The sequence below is a fragment of the Pandoraea anhela genome, from assembly GCF_902459655.1.
GTDB classification, from domain to species: Bacteria; Pseudomonadota; Gammaproteobacteria; order Burkholderiales; family Burkholderiaceae; genus Pandoraea; species Pandoraea anhela.
The window spans coordinates 24,320-43,443 of the sequence record NZ_CABPSB010000021.1 but is presented as its reverse complement, the minus strand read 5'-3'; the positions used below and the strand labels follow the sequence as shown (position 1 = coordinate 43,443).

Here is a 19,124-nt window from a genome sequence, read left to right as displayed (position 1 = left end):
ATGGCAAACACGACATGATGACGAGCACCGACGAACGGGAGACGCGCTGACATGACGTCGAACAGCTTTGCGCCTGCTGCGGCGCTGCCACGAGAGGCACGCCGCTTCTGGTGGCTCGCCGCCATCGCGGGAACGGCTTATGCCCTCTCACTGCGTGGCGCGCCTTATGCGGATCAGGCCGTCGCCAAAGCGCTCCTGTGCGCATTGCTGCTCTTCGCCGCGATGTATCACCGGGAGCGACGCGAGCGCGTCTGGCTGTGTGCGGCGTTGATCCTGTCGGGCGCCGGGGACGTGCTGCTCGCCATCCCGTCGCTGGCGCAGAACTTCGTGATGGGGCTCGGCGCCTTCCTGCTGGCGCACCTCGCGTATTTCGCCTTGTTCTGGCGTCTTCGTCGCCCATGGGCGCAGGCCCCCGCCTGGCATCGCGTCGCGATTGTGGTGGTGTGGATCGCGGCGGCGCTGTCATACGCGATGTACTGGCCCGGCATGGAAGCACTCAAGGCGCCGGTAGCGTGCTACGTGATCGTGTTGGCCATGATGGCGTCGGCGGCGCTGCTGGCCGATCTGCGAGGCGAGTGGGCTGCCGTCGGAGCGTTGCTTTTCACCATATCGGACGCTCTCATCGGCACGACGACGTTCGTCGGCACGATTCCGGCGCAGGAGTACGCCATCTGGATTCTGTACGCGCTCGCGCAATTGCTGCTGGTCGCGGGGATCATGGCGGTGCGCGCGTCGCCGCAGGCGTCGCGGTGACACCGCAACGAACGCTCGGTAAAGGATGAGGGGAATGGTGGCGGGAAAAATCGCGGGAATGGTGGCGGGAATGAGCGCGGTTCCGGAAGGTCGTCGCTGGGGCGGTGCGCGTCGCGCAGTGCATGCGGTGCTGAGCGTCGTGCTGTCGCTCGGCAGTCTGGCGACCTCTGCGCCTGCGCGAGCGGTGCCGTCGTTCGACGAGGTGCGCCAGGATTGGCGGGCCTCGGACTGGATCCTGCTGGATCGCAGTGGCGAGCCGTTGCAGCGGTTGCGCGCGGATATGCGCGCGCAACGCGGCGACTGGGTGACGCTCACAGACGTATCGCCGGCGTTTCGTCAGGCGTTGATCGTCTCCGAGGACAAGCGTTTCTATGCGCACAGCGGCGTCGACTGGCGAGGCGTGGCCGCCGCTGCGTGGGGCAATCTTTGGCATTCGCGAACCCGTGGCGCGTCCACGTTGACGATGCAGCTGGCCGGGCTGCTCGACGACGATCTGCGCCCGAGCGCGCGCAATCGCTCCGTTACGCAGAAGGTCGGCCAGGCGGCGACCGCCGTATGGCTGGAACAGCGCTGGCGCAAGGACCAGATTCTCGAGGCGTACCTGAACCTCGTGCCCTTCCGGGGCGAACTCGTGGGCATTTCGGCCGTCTCGCAGACGCTCTTCGGCAAGCTACCCATCGGCCTCGATGCCCGCGAGGCGGCGCTGGCCGTCGCCTTGTTGCGCGCGCCCAATGCGTCTGCGGCGCGCGTCTCGCAACGGGCGTGCGGCATTCTGAAGGATATCGGGCAAGCGGCCGATTGCAGTGGACTGGAAGGCTATACGCAACTTGTGTTTTCACGACCTGCCAGCGTGATGACGACCCGCGATGCCGTCAATCTCGCGCCGCACTTTGCGCGTCGCGTGTTCAGCGAGCGTCGTCCGCCGGCGGGCACGCGTATCACCAGTACGTTGGACGCGAATCTTCAGCGCATGGCCGTGAGCACGCTTCAGCAGACGTTGCGGGAGCTGAGCACGCCGGGCCGTTCGCGCAACGTGCAGGACGGTGCGATCGTCGTGATCGACAACGCCAGCGGCGACATTCTGGCGTGGGTCGGCTCGTCGGGAGCGGCGTTGTCGTCGGCAGCGCAGGTCGACGGTGTGACCTCGCTGCGACAGGCCGGCTCCACGCTCAAACCGTTCCTGTATGCGCAGGCGATTGCCGAACGGCGTCTGACGGCGGCCTCCTTGCTCGACGATTCGCCCATCGACTTGCCGACAGGTGGCGGGCTGTACATTCCGCAGAACTACGACCGTCACTTCAAGGGATGGGTGAGTGCGCGCACGGCGCTCGGCTCGTCGCTGAATGTGCCCGCCGTGCGTACGCTCGTGATGGTCACGCCGCGCCGGTTCGCGCAGACGCTCGTCTCGCTCGGTTTGCCGCTCACGCAAAGCGGGGATTACTACGGCTTCAGTCTGGCGCTGGGCAGCGCCGACGTCACCTTGCTCACATTGACCAACGCCTATCGGGCATTGGCGAACGGGGGCACGGCCAGCGGCGTGAACGAACGCATGCCGGCACGTTCGCCGTCGTCGGCGAAGGACCGTGCCGACGGGCACCCGCGCACCGCTGTCTTCTCGCCCCAGGTGAGCTTCATCGTGTCGGACATGCTTGCCGACCGGCAGGCGCGAACCCGCACGTTCGGACTCGACAGTCCCCTCTCCACACGCTATTGGACGGCTGTGAAGACCGGCACGAGCAAGGACATGCGCGACAACTGGGCCGTCGGGTATTCGCGTCGCTACACGGTCGGTGTCTGGGTCGGCAATGCGGACGGCGCCCCGATGTGGGACGTCTCCGGCGTGTCCGGCGCCGCACCGATCTGGCATCGGGTGATGGACTATCTGCATCGACGTACCGCGAGTCTGCCGCCACCGGCGCCGCCGGACGTCGAACATGTCGCAGTGCAGTATGCACAGCACGTGGAACCCGCGCGCGAAGAGTGGTTTTTGCCAGGGACGTCGCAGAACACGATTGCGCTATCCGCACTCGCGACGAAAGCCCCCAGCGGTCCGCTCTGGCGTATTGCGGGGCCGACCGACGGGACCATCGTCGCACTCGATCCGGATATCCCGCCGGCGAACCAGCGACTGTGGTTTCAGGTCGCCGCGGCGTGGCCCAAAGGCGCCGTCTGGCGACTCGACGGCAAGCCGCTGGCGGGTAGTGCGCGGGTGAGCTGGTTGCCCTGGCCGGGGCGGCACACGCTCGAACTCGTCGATGCGTCCGGCACTGTTCGCGACAGTGTGCGTTTCGAGGTACGCGGTGCGACTGTCAACGACGACAAACGCATGCGCAATGCGAGCCGCTGAGCGCATGTGCGCGATGCCATGCGACGCGGCGGACCGATTCTCGACATCGCCGGATGGCACTTGTGGACGCCATGACACGAATTGTCACGATTAAATTTTGATGTGGCAGACGCGTTCTCGCGATGCGCGCTACACTGAATTCAGACTTAGCAAAAGCGTGACGCGATGTAACGACGACGAGTGAAAGCTCTGCCGCCGACGGCGCACGCCCCCGAAGCGGAGACATATCGATGATCACGCTGGATGCGCAGCAAACTGCGCAGTTGTTGCCCTATCCTCAGTTGGCCGATGGCATCGAGTCCATGCTCATGGAGATGCGTTCGGGCACCGCCCGCGCGCCCGAGCGTCTGCACTTTCCCCTGACCGAACCCGAACGCGGCCGCCGAGGCGGCGTGCTGCTCGTCATGCCCGCCGTCAATCGCGATGTGGCAATGACCAAACACATTACCGTGCATCCCGAAAACTGTCGGGCCGGGAAGCCGTCGATCATCGGCGAAGTGATGGTATTCGATCCGCATACGGGCGAACGTCTGATGTTGCTCGACGGGCCGACCGTCACAGGCCGGCGCACGGCCGCCGTTACGCTGTTCGCCGCCCGCAAATTCGCGCCGAGGCCCAAGGGGCCGGTGCTCATCGTCGGTGCGGGCGTGCAGGCGAGGGCGCATCTGGAGGCGTTCGCTGCCGGTATGGGAACGCGTCACTTCATGATCTACTCGCGCAGCCCGGAGCGGGCACATACGCTCGCGGAGCATGCGGCGACACTCGGTGTCGAGGCGACCGTCGTCGATGCCATCGAGCCGGTACTCGGCACCGTGAGCATCGTGATTACGGCGACGACCAGCAGCGAGCCCGTACTGCCCGACACCGATGCGGTGCGTTGGCGCGACGACATCTTCGTGGCGGGCGTCGGCGCGTTTCGTCCGGACATGCGCGAGTTGCCGCCGCAGTTGTGCCGCGACGCCGCCGTGCGCGGAACGCTCGTCGTCGATACGTGGGAGGTCAAACACGAGGCTGGCGACCTGTTGCACGCCGCCATCGATTGGGGACGCGCTGCGCCGTTGATGGACGCGATCATCACGCCCGACCGGTTCCGCGCGAGCGGGCCGGTGCTCTTCAAGAGCGTGGGTTACGCGCTGTGGGATCTCGCCGCCGTGCTGTGCGCGCGCGCGAATGTGGCGAAAGACGGGGTTCCGTCGGCCTGATTCCGCTCGCCCGAGCCGGTAAGCGCAGGCGGGGCCGACATCATGCCGGGAGTGCGAACGGCACGCCCGCCGATACGCCGCGCATGGTGGCGTGATCCGGCAGGTTTTGGGGGGTAATCACCTGCACGGGAAGCCCGAGCGTCGTCTCGATGAGATCGGCGCGCATTACCTCGTACGGGGTGCCCGTGGCGAGAATTCGACCGTCGGCGAGCAGCGCCATCCGGTCCGCGTGACGCGCGGCGAGATTCACGTCGTGCACGATCGCCATCGCACCGAATCCCCACGACTTGGCGAGTTCGCGCGTGAGCGCCAACAGGTGATGCTGATGTGCGAGGTCGAGCGCCGCCGTCGGTTCGTCGAGCAGCAGGTAACGCGGCACCGACGGCGCCCCGGCGCTTTCGTCCGGCCACAACTGCGCCAGCACCCGTGCGAACTGCACCCGCGCCCATTCGCCGCCCGAGAGCGTCATCACGTCGCGATGCATCAGCGATAGCGCTCCCGCCTGTTCCAGCGCGAGCATTGCGATGTCCTCATCGCTCTTGCGCTTGCTGCGCGCACCTGATGTCGTCGATCTGGTGGCCGATCCCGGAAACGGCAGCCGGCCCATCGTGACGATTTCCAGCGCGCTGAACGGGAACGACAACTGCGCCGTTTGCGGCAGCACCGCACGCAGGCGTGCCAGCGCCGCCGAGGTGTATTGCGACAGCAACGCGCCGTTGAGCGTGATGGCGCCGCGCATGTGCGCGCGCGGCGGCAATGGCTCCCCGGCCAGCGCTTTGAGCAAGGTACTTTTGCCGGCGCCGTTGCGCCCGAGCAGCACCAGCAATTCGCCGGGACGAATGTCGAGCGACAGGCCGTCGAGCACGGGGGATTCGGTGTGAGCAATCGTGAGGTCGTGAGCGCTGAGCATGGTGATGTGCCGGTGTGGTCAGTGGGCGATGCGTCGCATGAAAACCGCTCGGGTCGTCACAACCCGAACTGGCCGCGGCGTCGCCACAGCAGCATGAGGAAGAAGGGCGCGCCGAGCAGCGCTGTCAGAATACCGAGCGGCAATTCGGCGGGAGCGACCCACGTGCGGGCGACGAGGTCGGCGAGCAGCGTCAGGATCGCGCCGAAGAGCGCCGCCGCCGGCAGCACGGCGCGCGGATCGGGACCGACCACCAGGCGCACGATGTGCGGCGCGACCAGCCCGATGAATCCGATCATGCCGCTCGACGCGACCAACGCCCCTACGCACAGTGCGCAAGCCACCATCACGCGTCGCTTGACTGATTGCACGGCCACGCCCAGATGCAACGCCTCGGCTTCGCCGAGCAGTAACGCGTTGAGCGAACGGCACTGCGAGGCGAGGGCGACGATCCCCAGCGCCACGGGCCACACGATCACGGCGAGCATCGACCATTGCGCCCCGCCGAGACTGCCGAGCGTCCAGAACGTGAGGGTGCGTAGTTGCGTGTCGCTGGCGAGATAGGTCAGCAACCCGATGGCGGCGCTGGCGACGGCGTTGATCGCGATACCGGCGAGCAACAGCAGCGGCAGAGCGAGACGTCCGCGCCCGGCCGCAAGACGGTAGACCAGCGCTGTCACGCCCAGCGCGCCGACGAACGCCGCCACCGGCAGCATCCACACCCCGAGCGACGCCGCGAGTGCCGCAGGCAACAGCACGCCGCCGAGGACGATGACGCCAGCCGCGCCCAGCGCCGCACCGCTGGCCACGCCGATCAACCCCGGGTCGGCCAGCGGATTACGAAAGAGCGCCTGCAATGCCGCACCGGCCGCACCGAATCCGGCGCCGACCAGAATGCCGAGCACGATGCGCGGCAGACGAATCTGCAACATCACATTGCGCGCCTGATCCTGAGCGAAGTCGCCCGTCGCCCCCCGGAACAGCGCGGCAATGGCGTCGCCCGGCGCGATACGGTAAGCGCCGCCACACAACGCCGCAAGAACGGTCGCCGTCAGCAATCCGACGAGCAGCGTCATCACCAGCCATCGAGGCGGACGCCGACGCGCGGCGCTCTGACGGGCCAAGCCGCTGCCGGTGTAGCCTGCGCGGCCCTCTCGACCATCGCGACCATCGCGACCCTCTCGAAGGGGTGCCGGCAACCCGGCAGGCGAAGCGTCCGGTGCGACACGGGGTGGCGAAGCGGCGTTCGACATCGGCGGCCGGTGGCGGGCGGACGACGAAGGCTTCGGAATCGGAGGCGCGGCTGACATGGCGTCGTTTACTGGCGAATGGCGGGTTGCAGTCGGGGCGTCAGGGTAGCGCGGGGAGGGAGACGTCGAGCAATCACTCGTCACACCTGCCCGGCCTTGCAGACGCCGTTACGTGGTTACGCGGTTAGGCGGTTAGGCGGCATGTACGCGCCGGGCGAGATCGGCGACGGCCTGCGGCAGACGCGGGCCAAAACCGAGCAGGTACAACGCGTCGAAGCTGACCACGCGTTTGGCGCGCCCTGCAGGCGTATTCGCCAGCCCGGGCTGCGCGAGCAACGACGCGCTCGGATCGGCGGCGGACGGCCCCGCCGTGGTCGTGAGCAGCACGTCGGGCTGAGCGGCCACGGCGGCCTCCGCCGTGAGCGGCCGATAGCCGTTGAAGCCGCGCAGGGCGTTCTCGGCGCCGGCGTAGGCGAGCATGGCGTCGGCGGCCGTGTCCTGCCCGGCGACCATCACCTGATTGCCGGTGTGACCGAGGATGAACAGCACACGCGGACGTCGTGCAGCCCCGTACTGTTGCTCGACCTTGCCGCGCACTTGCATCCAGTCGGACATGAAGCGCTCGGCCATCCGCGCGCCGTCGTCGCCCAGCGTCAATGCGCCGGCGACGCCACGGATGTTGTCGCGCACCAACTCGGCGGTATAGCCGTGCTTGAAATGCCGGACCGGCACGCCGGCCGCTTCGATCTGCGTTAGCACGTTAGGTGGGCCGGCTTCCGCGCCCGCGAGGAGCAGATCCGGATGCAGCGACAGCACGCCTTCGGCGGACAACGTCCGCAGATAGCCGATCTTCGGCAGCTTGGCGGCGGCATCGGGATAGAGGCTCGTGAGGTCGTTGGCGATGACGCGTTGCTGAGCGCCGAGCGCGTAGACGATTTCCGTGAGCGCACCGCCGGCGACGATCACGCGCTTCGGCCCGTCTTTCGTCGCCGCCTGCACCAGCGAGACCGGCAGCAGCGAGCCGAGCCACGCGCCCGTCGCCAGCGTGGCGCCCGCGCTCAGCATGGTGCGGCGCGATACCCGGGGTCCGCCGAGGGTGTCGAGAGTTGATTTCACGCCGATGCCTCCGCAACGCCTTGCGAGCTTTCCACGCGAACCAGCGCGGCGCGCCAGTCTTCGCGTTCGGTCTGACCCGGTTTGCGTTCGCCGAAGAACATGGCGATCACCATGCCCGAGGCGTCGAGCAATTCGAGCGACGAGACGATGCCGTCGGCGGTCGGCTTGCGTACGATCCACGCCGTATCGATGAGGTCTTCACGCAAGTGCAGGTTGAAGCCCGGATCGAGCACGTTGACCCACGGGCCCATCACCTTGATGTTCTGCACCGGGCCGGTGTGGATCTGGATCATGCCCGCGTTGCCGACGAACACCATGATCGGCAGGTCGGTGCCGGCGGCGTCTTCGAGCAGGGCGCGCGCCGACGTGGCTGCGACACGTTTGGCGTGACCTGCGGGGGCAAGGCGCAGTGCCTGGGCGCGCGAGACGCCGTGACGCCTGAGCATGTCGAAGAACTGGTGCGTGTCGGTCATCGCCAGCCAGTCGCGCTGGAACGCCGCCGCGTCGATATCGGCATCGGGCGTTTCGGCCTTCGGCGCGTCGGCGGCTACGACATGCTGACCCGGCGTTTGATCGTCGGCGCGAAAGCGCGCGACGAGGGCCTCGAACGCGGCGACGTCGCTGTGATCGCGCAGGAACATCTTGTGCACCGCCGTGCCGGACTTGTCGAAGAATTGCAGCGAGCGACGCGGGCCGTTTTCCGCCGGCGTCTGCACGGCGTAACCATACGCCCACTGGTGGTAGAAGATGCGCAGGTCGAGGTCCTTGCCCAGACCGAGGCCCATGGTGCCCTGATGCGAGAGCTTTTCGTACTGCCCGTCTTTTTCGTGGACGGCGCCATTGTTGCGCGTGAGCGCCATGACGCGTCCGAGCGCAGGCAGCGCCTCGACGATCTCGACGAACGCCGGACGCAGGCGCACGACGTGCTCGCCGACGAAGGCCGCAACCGTCTCGCCTTCGGACACGCCGAGTGCGGCGGCGGCGTCGCGATCGCGCAGGTTCTGTTCGGTCTTCATTCGTTGAAATTCGCTGCGCAGACGGGTGACGTCGGCGAGCGCAGGGAATGCCGGGCGGGCGGAGGAAGTGGCGTTTTGAGCGTTCATCATGGCGATTCCTTGAAAGCGTATTGGCTAGCGTGAAGTGATAGTGGCTGGCATGCGCCGACGTGCGAACCGTTCGAAAAATTCGGGCGGGCAGGCGCGTCGGCGCGGTTCCGATGGTCGATCCGCAGGATCAGTACTGAAGCTTCAGGCTCACAGCCATGCTGCGGCCCGGTGCCGAATAGGCGTCCTTGACGGTCGAGCTATCGGCGAGGTTGCGAACGTCCGACCAGTTCCAGTACTTGCGGTCGAACACGTTGTAAATGCCGGCGTAGATCGTCGCGTTCTTGTTGACGTGATATCCGCCCGAGAGGTCGAGCACGATCGACGACGGCGGGGCCCAGCACTTCTGCTTCTGCTGCATGCCCGCCGTACAGGTTTTCGCGATCTGGCTCTGCGACTTAGCCGCCTGGAACATCAGATCCGCTTGCGCGAACCAGGTGCTGTTCGGCTCGTAGCGCACGCCCACGACCATCGAGAACGGGTTGACGGTGTTGAGCGGCTGGCTCGCCGCGCCGTTGTCTTCGGTCGTGCCGTGCGTGTAGGCCATGGCCGTGCGCAGGGTGACGCCCCCCTTGAGCGCCCAGGTGGCGCGGCCTTCCCAACCCTGAATGTTGGCGCGGCTGAAGTTCACGTACTGGTACACGAGCGGATCGTTCGGGCGGCCCGAGCCGCTGATGCTCTGCTGCGAGATGAAGTTGCGATACTTGCCCGCGAATACGGCGGTGCTGTACGTGACGGGACCGAGCGTGGTCGCCAGACGCCCGCGCAGACCCAGCTCGACGGTGTCGCTCGTCTCGGGCTTCAGGTCCGGATTCGCGATCGACATGTAGCCGTAGATCGGGTTCGAGAAGCCGTTGTTGACCTGATCGGGCGTGGGGGTGCGGAAGCCGCGTGCGTATTGCACATACGGAATCAGCGACGGGGCGATCTCGTACATGATCGCCAGACGCGGCGAGAACGCCGAGTCGTTCGACGACGTGGGTTGCGTCGGCTTGCCCGAACTCGTCTGCGAGACGTACAGCGGATCGTTCTGCTTCGGCGAGAGCCAGTAGGCGTCGTAGCGAATGCCCGGCGTTACCGTGAGTGCACCGTAGCGGATTTCGTCCTGCAAGAACGCGCCGAACAATGTGTAGTCGGTGTCCGGGAACGCCTTGTTCGGGAACGATTCGCCCACGCCCGGCACGGTGCCGTTGCGGTAGCTGGTCACGTAGGCGAGGCTCGCGTCGGTGCCGTACACCAGCTTGTGCGCGAGCGGACCGGTGTCGAAATGGCTCTCGGCCTGCAACGAGCCGCCGACGGTGCGCTCCTTGTAGGTGTTGTCGCGCGTGCGGTCGCCCGCGGTGCGCTTCTCGTACGAGTACTGGCTGTTCTTGGCGTCCTGGAAATAGAGCAGGGCGTGCGCGTTCTGGATGTACGCGTGCGACGCGTCGGCGAAGTCGTAATCGAGACTCACGCGGTTGCGTTCGAGCCTGTCGCTCGTGTGCAGACCGAGGGTGGTGGGCGGGTTGACGGCGGACAACACGTCCGAGTCCGTGCGGCGGCGCACGTTTTCCGCGGTGAGCTTGAATGTCGAGAACGGCGTCGCCTTGAAGACGAGCTTGCCGAGCACCGAGTCGCCGTTGGTGTCCTGCGGGTTCGCCGTCGTGCGTGCGGTGCTTGCCGAATCGTTCGTGCCCTTGCCGTCGAGCTCATGCCCCTTGTTGCCGTCGACGATCAACATGCCCTGCCACTGCTCGCCACCCCACGCCGCTTGCGCGGTCGTGCCGAAGCTGCGGTTCATCGAGTTGTAGTACGGGCGCAGCGAGAAGTAGGTCGACTTGCCGAACACGTCGAGCAGGTCCTGCGGATCCTTGGTGAGGAAGTTGACGACGCCGGTAAGACCGTCGCTGCCATAGAGCGATGACGCCGGGCCGCGCAGGATTTCGATGCGGCGTAGCAGGTCCGTGCTCATGTAATCGCCCCGGCCGGCTTCGAGCGGGCCGAACGAATACGACGACGGTAGGCGGATGCCGTCTTCGAAGAGCGCGACGCGGTTGCCTTCCAGGCCGCGTATGTTGATGCTCGAATTGCCGTCGCGACCGCCGCCGGCTGCGGCCGACGCGGGACGATACGGCGCGCGGGACACGGTCACGCCCGGCTCGTAGCGCAGCGCTTCCTTGATGTCCTGCGCCTGCTGCTCTTCGAGATCCTGATCGGTGATCACCGAAATGGACGCCGGCGTGCGTTCCGCTTCGGTCGGTGTGCGGGTGGCCGTCACGTTCACCTCACGCAGATTGGCTTCGGCGAGTTGCACCGGTGCGCCGGGCGATGCTTGCGCGAGTTGAAGGGTCTGGGTGGACTGACCGGGCCTGGCGGGCTGCGCCGAGGCGTCGGCCGGCGCCTGTTGCGCGAAAGCGGCAGGCAGCCAGAACGCGGCAAACACCGCGCCGGCGAGCGGATGCAGACGCCGACGTGGCTCGGACGCACGCTGGCGTCGCGAGGCTGAGATGCGTTGCGCCTTACCGGCGAACGAATCGATGGCGCCCGAATCCCCGATCTCCCGGCGCGTTGACATGACAAAGGCGCGGCCCCCGCCGCTCGACGACTGCTTCACTGCTGGCTCCCAGTGCAAAAAACCCCGTTGCTGGCTGGCAAGCGCTCGTGGCAATCGGCGTGCGGGCAGCGTCTCTCGACGCTTCTCGACACGCTGGCAGGCGCGGCTGGCGAAAAATCTTGCGCCACCGTGCCGTCGATGTTCGGCCTTGGGACGAAGAGCTTTAACGAACTATTAAATGAGAATCATTTGCATTTTTAGCGAAGATCCTCCGAGGCGTCAAGAGGGATGTTGCGCAATGTCATCCGACGGGAAGGGCGTGAAAGGCCGCCGATGCTGCTCGAACGTGCCTGTAGCGATGCAGACGTCGGACGTAGGGTGTCAGATCGGCAGGCTCGTGTCGAACTTGATTTCGCGCAGCACGACGCTGGTTTTGACGTTCGATACGGCAGGCAACCGGAAGATGTGCTCGTGCAAAAACGCGTCGTAGGCCTTGATGTCCGGCGCCACGATCTTGAGGATGTAATCGGCTTCGCCGGTGGTGCTGTAGCACTCGGTGACCTCCGGGCAAGAGCGGATCTCGCGCTCGAATTGCTCCGTGCCGCCTTCGGTGTGACGCGTGAGCTGCACATGCGCCAGCGCACACACGTGCAAGCCGAGCTTTTCGCGGTCGAGCAGCACCGTGTAGCGTTGGATCACGCCGCTTTGCTCCATGTCCTTGATGCGGCGCCAGCAAGGCGTGGCCGACAAACCGACGTTTTCGGACAGTTCCTGCGCCGAGCGGCGCGAATCGATCTGCAACAACCGCAAGATCTGACGGGCGAAGTTGTCGAGTAATTCCATTTTCCAAAACCGCCTTTTGCGAAATAAACGTTTCTTATTGTGCGCCAGATCGAGTGAAATAGTAAAAATCTTTCTCCTGCCTCCCCATACACTGCTTGCATCACCGACGTCGATCCGATGGATGCGCGCATCCTTTGTCCCGGCGTCGAAACGAACAGAACGAATGTCCCCGAAGCAACGCCGGTACGTCGAATCCGGGAGGATGCGACACGCTCGGCGCGGGGTTCAGGAGATACCCGATGAATGCCCCCATGCGCGCCGCGCTCGCGACGCCGACGACCCACCCGCTGGCCCATCCCGATTACCAGCTCTCCGACGCGCTCACTGCCCGTAGCGGCCAGATTTTTCTGACCGGCACGCAGGCGCTCGTTCGCATCCTGCTCATGCAACACCAGTTGGACGCCGCGCGTGGCCTGAACACCGCCGGTTTCATCAGCGGGTATCGGGGCTCGCCGCTGGGGGGGGTGGATCAGCAGTTGTGGAAGGCGAAGAAACTGCTCGACGCCGCGAACGTCAAGTTCCTGCCGGCGATCAACGAGGAGTTGGGCGGCACGGCGGTGATGGGCACGCAACGGGTGGAAGCCGACCCGGAGCGCACCGTCGAAGGCGTATTCGGCATGTGGTACGGCAAGGGGCCCGGCGTGGATCGGGCGGGCGACGCGCTCAAGCATGGCAACGCGTACGGGGCGTCGCGTCATGGCGGTGTGCTCGTGGTGGCGGGCGACGACCACGGTTGCGTGTCGTCGTCGATGCCGCATCAGAGCGACTTCACGATGATGTCGTGGAGCATGCCGGTGCTCAATCCGGCCGACATCGGCGAACTGGTCGAGTTCGGTCTCTACGGTTATGCGCTCTCGCGCTTCTCCGGCGCGTGGGCGGGCCTCAAGGCCATCTCCGAGACGGTCGAGTCCCGTGGCACCGTCGATCTCGACAAGATCCGCACGGACTGGGCCGAGCCGCTCAATTACGTCGCACCGGCGGGCGGTCTGCACAATCGCTGGCCCGATCTGCCGAGCCTCGCGCTCGAAGCGCGTCTGGCGGACAAGCTCGACGCCGTGCGTGCGTTCTCGCGCGTGAACAGCATCGACAAGTGGATTGCGCCGTCGCCCGAGGCCGACATCGGCATCGTGACGTGCGGCAAGGCGCACCTCGATCTGATGGAGACGCTGCGCCGTCTGGACATCACCGTCGACGATCTCGCGGCAGCGGGTGTACGCATCTACAAGGTGGGGCTGTCGTTCCCGCTCGACATGTCGCGTCTGGACACCTTCGTTGCAGGGCTGAAGGAAATTCTCGTGATCGAAGAGAAGGGCCCGGTCGTCGAGCAGCAGATCAAGCAGTCCCTCTACAACCGCACGACCGGCGCGCGTCCGGTCGTGCTCGGCAAGACCGACGCCGATGGCCGTGCGCTGCTCTCGGCGCTGGGCGAGTTGCGTCCGTCGCGCGTGCTGCCGGTGTTCGCTGAGTGGCTTGCGAAGCGTCGTCCGTCGCTGGACCGCCGCGAACGGGTGGTCGATCTCGTGGCGCATGAGATTTTGTCGAATGCGGCGGACGGCGTGCGTCGCGTGCCGTACTTCTGTTCCGGCTGCCCGCACAATACGTCGACGAAGGTGCCTGAGGGCTCCATCGCGCAGGCGGGTATCGGGTGTCACTTCATGGCGTCGTGGATGGATCGCGACACGACCGGCCTGATTCAGATGGGCGGCGAAGGGGTGGACTGGGCGGCGCATTCGCACTTCACGAAGCGCCCCCACGTTTTCCAGAATCTGGGCGACGGCACGTACTTCCACTCGGGCTTGCTGGCGATTCGCCAGGCGGTCGCGTCGAAGGCGAACATCACGTACAAGATTCTCTACAACGACGCCGTGGCGATGACTGGCGGCCAGCCGGTCGACGGTTCGATTTCGGTGCCGCAGATCGCACGTCAGGTGGAAGCCGAGGGTATTGCGAAGCTGGTGGTCGTGAGCGACGAGCCGGAGAAGTACGTCGGTCACGAGGGGCAATTCCCGAAGGGCACCACCTTTCACCACCGCAGCGAACTCGATGCCGTGCAGCGCGAATTGCGCGAGATTCCCGGCGCGACCGTGCTTATCTACGATCAGACGTGCGCGGCGGAGAAACGTCGTCGTCGCAAGAAAAACGAGTTCCCGAATCCGGACCGGCGACTGTTTATCAACGAAGCCGTTTGCGAGGGCTGCGGCGATTGCGGCGTGGCGTCGAACTGCCTGTCGGTCGAGCCGGTGGAGACGGCGATGGGGCGCAAGCGTCGCATCGATCAGTCGTCGTGCAACAAGGACTTCTCTTGCGTGAACGGCTTCTGCCCGAGCTTCGTTTCGGTCAAGGGCGCACAGTTGAAGAAGGCGCTCGCTGCCGCGTTCGATCAGGCGGCTTTCGAGGGACGTCTGAACGCGCTGCCGCAACCGGTGGCGCTCGCGGGCGATGCGCCATTCGACATCATGGTCACGGGCGTGGGCGGCACGGGCGTGGTGACGATCGGCGCGCTCATCACCATGGCGGCGCATCTCGAAGGCAAGAGTGCGTCGGTGCTCGACTTCATGGGCTTCGCGCAAAAGGGCGGTGCGGTGCTGTCGTTCGTGCGGTTCGCGAACACGCCGCAGGCGCTCAATCAGGTGCGTATCGACACGCAGCAGGCCGACGTGCTGCTCGCATGCGACATGGTCGTGGGCGCGAGCGCCGATGCGCTGCAAACCGTGCGTCGCGACCGTACGCGCGTCGTGGTCAACACGCATGCCATTCCGAACGCAACGTTTGTGCAGAACCCCGATGCGAACCTGCATGCCGGCGCGTTGCTGGAGAAGATGCGCCACGCGGCGGGCAATGACAAGCTCGATGCCTGTGACGCACAGGCCCTCGCGCAACGCTTCCTCGGCGATACGATGGGCTCGAACATCATCATGCTCGGTTACGCATGGCAACTGGGGCTCGTGCCGGTGCCGTTGCATGCCCTGCAACGCGCCATCGAACTGAATAACGTGGCGGTGCCGATGAACCAGTTGGCGTTGGCCATCGGTCGTCTGGCCGCGGGCGACCCTGCGGCACTGACGGAAACGACGGCGAAGTCGGCGCACGCGCCGATGCATGCGCCGGTGGCGGACGACATGACGTTCGATGCGCTCGTCGCGCATCGTGTGGACTTGCTGACGCAATACCAGAGCGCGGCTTATGCGTCGCAATTCACGGCCTTCGTGAAGCAGGTTGCCGATGCGGAGACGCGTGTGGCCGGTGCGCCGGGACGCCTGTCGCGAGCGGTCGCGCAGCAGCTCTCGCGGCTGATGGCGTACAAGGACGAGTACGAAGTGGCGCGGCTGTATGCGCAGCCGGCGTTCACCGACGCGCTGGGCGAGACGTTCGAAGGCAAGCCGGGCAGCGACTTCCGTCTCGAATTCCACATGGCGCCGCCGCTCATCGCGCGCGGCAAGCATGGCGGTGTCCCGAAGAAGGTGACGATCGGGCCATGGCTGTGGCCGGTGCTGCGGGGTATGGCGAAGTTGCGCGGTTTGCGTGGCGGTGCGCTGGACGTTTTCGGTTACACGCTGGAGCGCCGCATGGAGCGTCAGTTGATAGCCGATTACCGCACCACGCTCGACCGTGCGCTGGCGGGACTGTCGGCCGACACGCTGGCGGATGTGATCGCGCTGGCCGAAGCGCCGGCAAAGATTCGTGGCTACGGTCATGTGAAGCTGGCGAATCTGGCGATGGCCAAGCGTGTCGAGGCGACGATCGCGGGGCGGCTCGGCATCGCAGCGGCCACCGGCGACGCCGTCGAGCAGGCCCTCGCTCACGCCCGCAGCAGCGGCAAGTCGCTCAAGGGTATTCCGGTGGTGACGTCGCGCTGACGGTGGGACGCCGACGTCGGAAACGTCATAGATGAAGGAAAATGCGCACGGGGGCTTCGGCCCCCGTGGTTCATGGCGCCGCGCACGCCACGCGCGTCTCGCCGTAGGGGCGCGGCGCGAGACAACAGGGTTTCTGTACCGCGATCGGGCCGACGCGCTACCATTCAGGGTAGTGACGCTTGATTACGGAGAGGAAAATGAGTGTTTCGAAGGCGCCTGCGGATCGCAAGGTGATCCTCACGGGTGACCGTCCGACGGGTCCGCTGCATCTGGGCCACTACGTCGGTAGTCTGAAAAACCGTGTTGAATATCAGCACGAGTACAAGCAATACATCCTGGTCGCCGACGCACAGGCGCTGACCGACAACACCGATGACGAAGGCAAGGGCCGCGACAAGGTCCATCGCAATGTCTCCGAGGTGGCGCTCGACTATCTGGCCGTGGGCATCGACCCCGACGTCACGACCATCTGCGTGCAGACGTGGTTGCCCGAACTCACCGAGCTCACGTTCTACTACCTGAATCTGGTGACCGTGGCGCGCCTGGAGCGCAATCCGACGGTCAAGCAGGAAATCAGCCTGCGCAACTTCGAGCGGGACATTCCGGCAGGCTTTCTCACGTATCCGGTCAGCCAGGCCGCCGATATCACGGCATTCCGCGCCACGCTGGTGCCGGTGGGCGAAGACCAGTTGCCGATGATCGAGCAAACCAACGAAATCGTGCGACGCCTGAATCGTATGGCCAATCGCGACATTCTGACCGAAGCGAAAGCCCTCGTGCCTCCCATCGGGCGTCTGCCCGGTATCGACGGCAAGGCCAAGATGAGCAAGTCGCTGGGCAACGTCATCAACATCTCCTCGACGCCGGACGAAATTCGCGCCGCCGTGAAGAAGTGCTACACCGATCCGCTGCACCTGAAGGTCGAGGACCCGGGGCACCTGGAAGGCAACGTGGCGTTCGCCTACCTCGACGCCTTCGACGAAGACAAGGAAGGCCTGCAAGCGCTCAAGGACCACTATGTGCGCGGCGGGCTCGCGGACTCGAAGGTCAAGGCGCGACTGGAAGAGCGTTTGCAGGAAATGCTGCGCCCGATGCGCGAGCGTCGCGAGCAGTACGCCAGGAATCCGGACTATGTGTGGGACATGCTGCGCGCCGGCACCGAACGCGCGCGCGAGACCGTCTCGCAAACGCTGGACGACGTGCGCTCGGTGTTCGTCACGCCGGGCTGGAAGGCGTAAGACGAAGGCATCGGGATCATCGAGGATTCAGCCAGGCCCGCAGGTGGTGGCGAAGCGGGCCGTCGCGAATCATCACGAATATCATCACGAATCAGCACGAATCAGCACGAGTCATCACGGTTCGGTGCCGTTCGCCAAAGTGTCCTGCTTGTCGTCGCCGTTCGCATTTTTGTCCCCCAGAATCTTGCGTGCCGCCAACGTCGACAGATTCGGTGAGAGCGGCGATTCGCCGGGTGGCGAAGCGACATCCGGCTGCGGCGTCGCCATCGGCTCGCAACGCGCCATGTCGCACGTGAAACGCGCGCACGGTTCCGATTCCGGCAACGCCGGGGCCGAATCCGCGCGACTCTCCAGCCGTCTCATCAGGTCGGCGTGTCTGGCTTGCAGTTGCTGCACTTTCTGAAGCGATGACGTGATGCCGATGTCGATTTCCATGAGCTTTGATCGCCTGAGGTAGCTTTGACCCGCTGGCGAGACATAGTTGACCGATGGTTCGGGTATCCGGGGCATGATGATGGGCGTCCTGAAAAAAGTTCTGCGATGAAAAATGACAAGGGGGCTGCCGGTATTTCCGCGAAGTCTCCCCGCGCAGGCGTCTATCTGGCCTGCGGCCACTCGCGGTGACAGAGTTTCTCCTCCAGCGCGTTCTGCATCTCGTCCAGCGTGTCGATTTCGTCGTCCAGTTGCTTGAGCTTGCCGCCGATCACCACGGTCTCGTTCTTGGCTTCAGCGCATTGTCGGACGTCGATCCGCTGGTTGACCGTCTGATACAGATTGCGCACTCTCGTGATGCAGTTCGTGAGGTCGTTCCAGCCGCGATTTCGCGGGTAGCCGATGACATTGCAAATGCTGTGCGTGGTGCTGAGGACGCCGACGAAAATGGTCGCGATCTTCAGCCCGATCCCCAACCCGAGAACAGCCGGCAGCAGCGGAGGAAGCATGACCGACGCGATCCCGAGCGCTGCGGTCAGCAAACAAAGTATCGCGAGCGCGGCGATCTTCGTTTTCCAGTAACGACGGTCTCGCGGCACGGCCGCAATCGCGCGCGTGAGCGACGCATTGATGATCAGGCTCGTTCGGTGGAGCAACTGCCCGATCGTTGTGAATGCCCGGGCGACGACGCGCCGCTTCGCAAGAAGCTCGGCCGGGGTCAACGGCACGGTCGGCACGCTGGACACCCGGCGTGCTATGGCCTTGTTTTGGGTCTCCGCGCATCGCGCCGCGTCCAACGTCGCTCTCGTAAATTTGACCACTTCCTCGATACGCGACAGCGAGGTATGGGCTGCGCGAGCATACGGGGTCAGTGCACCGAGCGACGTGACGCATTGCTGCGAACCGATGGTGCGCCATGTGCCCCACGGCAACTGGCGGGAGCGGTATATCTTCCGGATCGCCATGTTGAAGTTCCTGATCAGCGGTTCGATGTCGAGCGGGTCTTCGATATGGGTGCGCAAGACGGCGTCGATTTGCGCGGCGAGGTCGTTGATCGGTTCGAAGGGTGTCGGCAGCCGGATATTCCGGGCATCGGCGCTGAGCGACTTTTCCATGGCCTTCCAGGTGGCCGCGATCGTGCCGAGTTCGGTCTCGATGGATTGCCGGAGCATTTCCAGTGAACGCGTCGTGTCACCATCGGGCAACGGCGTCACGTTTTTTTGCCGGACTTGTACGTTGTGCCAGTCGTTCGGTGACAGCGTCACGTCGCCCGGCAGCATTTGACCGACGCCGGGGGCAAGGGTAAGGGGAAGCGAAGTGAGTTTCATGGCAGACACCCTGTTCTCTGCTTTTGTGAGTCGAGCCTAAGCCCGTCGATGGGGTGTCGCTTTCAGAATTTATGCGTGCTGCGCAAGGCCGATTCCCACCGGCCGTGGCGCGTGCCGGACAAAAACGCCACGGCGTCGATGACGTCGTGGCGTTCTTTTTCGTCGAAGGCATACGACGACGTCGAGCGGCATGGCCGCCCGACGAACGGGGGGAT

At 65.3% G+C, this 19,124-nt stretch carries 13 protein-coding genes; 5 read left to right on the top strand and 8 right to left on the bottom strand.

Going from position 1 to position 19,124, the window contains the following annotated elements:
• Window positions 1–51: 51 nt before the first annotated feature.
• The 3 genes from PAN31108_RS22090 (at window position 52) to PAN31108_RS22080 (ending at window position 4,302) form a co-directional block, all read left to right on the top strand.
• Window positions 52–753 (top strand): lysoplasmalogenase, encoded by a 702-nt coding sequence (locus PAN31108_RS22090; protein WP_150670914.1) that lies wholly within the window; start codon window positions 52–54, stop codon window positions 751–753.
• A 70-nt stretch (window positions 754–823) separates the two neighbouring features.
• Window positions 824–3,100: a penicillin-binding protein 1C gene (gene pbpC, locus PAN31108_RS22085; RefSeq protein WP_150670913.1), complete on the top strand. Its 2,277-nt coding sequence runs from the start codon at window positions 824–826 to the stop codon at window positions 3,098–3,100.
• 230 nt (window positions 3,101–3,330) lie between these two features.
• The gene (locus PAN31108_RS22080; RefSeq protein WP_150670912.1) at window positions 3,331–4,302 is read left to right on the top strand and encodes a delta(1)-pyrroline-2-carboxylate reductase family protein; all 972 of its coding nucleotides are present in this window, start codon (window positions 3,331–3,333) and stop codon (window positions 4,300–4,302) included.
• Between the two features lie 40 nt (window positions 4,303–4,342).
• On the opposite strand, the gene PAN31108_RS22075 is transcribed toward PAN31108_RS22080, so the two are convergent.
• The 6 genes from PAN31108_RS22075 to PAN31108_RS22050 form a co-directional block, all read right to left on the bottom strand.
• Complete coding sequence (locus PAN31108_RS22075; RefSeq protein WP_150670911.1) at window positions 4,343–5,212, bottom strand: heme ABC transporter ATP-binding protein; 870 nt, start codon at window positions 5,210–5,212, stop codon at window positions 4,343–4,345.
• Between the two features lie 56 nt (window positions 5,213–5,268).
• Window positions 5,269–6,285, bottom strand: coding sequence for a FecCD family ABC transporter permease (locus PAN31108_RS22070; protein WP_150670910.1), 1,017 nt, complete (start codon window positions 6,283–6,285; stop codon window positions 5,269–5,271).
• A gap of 366 nt (window positions 6,286–6,651) precedes the next feature.
• Window positions 6,652–7,524 carry a heme/hemin ABC transporter substrate-binding protein gene (locus PAN31108_RS22065; RefSeq protein WP_150670948.1) on the bottom strand — a complete coding sequence of 291 codons (873 nt, stop codon included), beginning with the start codon at window positions 7,522–7,524 and terminating at the stop codon, window positions 6,652–6,654.
• A gap of 47 nt (window positions 7,525–7,571) precedes the next feature.
• A complete protein-coding gene (locus tag PAN31108_RS22060) occupies window positions 7,572–8,681 on the bottom strand; it encodes a hemin-degrading factor (RefSeq protein ID WP_150670909.1) in 1,110 nt (369 codons plus the stop codon).
• Between the two features lie 127 nt (window positions 8,682–8,808).
• Window positions 8,809–11,232: a TonB-dependent hemoglobin/transferrin/lactoferrin family receptor gene (locus PAN31108_RS22055; RefSeq protein ID WP_150670908.1), complete on the bottom strand. Its 2,424-nt coding sequence runs from the start codon at window positions 11,230–11,232 to the stop codon at window positions 8,809–8,811.
• Between the two features lie 360 nt (window positions 11,233–11,592).
• Window positions 11,593–12,054: an Lrp/AsnC family transcriptional regulator gene (locus PAN31108_RS22050; protein WP_044457521.1), complete on the bottom strand. Its 462-nt coding sequence runs from the start codon at window positions 12,052–12,054 to the stop codon at window positions 11,593–11,595.
• 239 nt (window positions 12,055–12,293) lie between these two features.
• On the opposite strand from PAN31108_RS22050, the gene PAN31108_RS22045 reads away from it, so the two are divergent.
• Both PAN31108_RS22045 and trpS read left to right on the top strand, forming a co-directional pair.
• Complete coding sequence (locus tag PAN31108_RS22045) at window positions 12,294–15,911, top strand: indolepyruvate ferredoxin oxidoreductase family protein (protein WP_246184088.1); 3,618 nt, start codon at window positions 12,294–12,296, stop codon at window positions 15,909–15,911.
• Between the two features lie 197 nt (window positions 15,912–16,108).
• Window positions 16,109–17,149, top strand: coding sequence for a tryptophan--tRNA ligase (trpS, locus tag PAN31108_RS22040; RefSeq protein WP_150670907.1), 1,041 nt, complete (start codon window positions 16,109–16,111; stop codon window positions 17,147–17,149).
• 114 nt (window positions 17,150–17,263) lie between these two features.
• Here the strand turns inward: trpS and PAN31108_RS22035 are convergent, their stop codons facing one another.
• On the bottom strand, window positions 17,264–17,584 hold the full coding sequence (locus PAN31108_RS22035; RefSeq protein WP_150670906.1) for a hypothetical protein: 321 nt from the start codon (window positions 17,582–17,584) through the stop codon (window positions 17,264–17,266).
• Between the two features lie 161 nt (window positions 17,585–17,745).
• Complete coding sequence (locus PAN31108_RS22030) at window positions 17,746–18,909, bottom strand: hypothetical protein (protein ID WP_150670905.1); 1,164 nt, start codon at window positions 18,907–18,909, stop codon at window positions 17,746–17,748.
• Window positions 18,910–19,124: the final 215 nt, after the last annotated feature.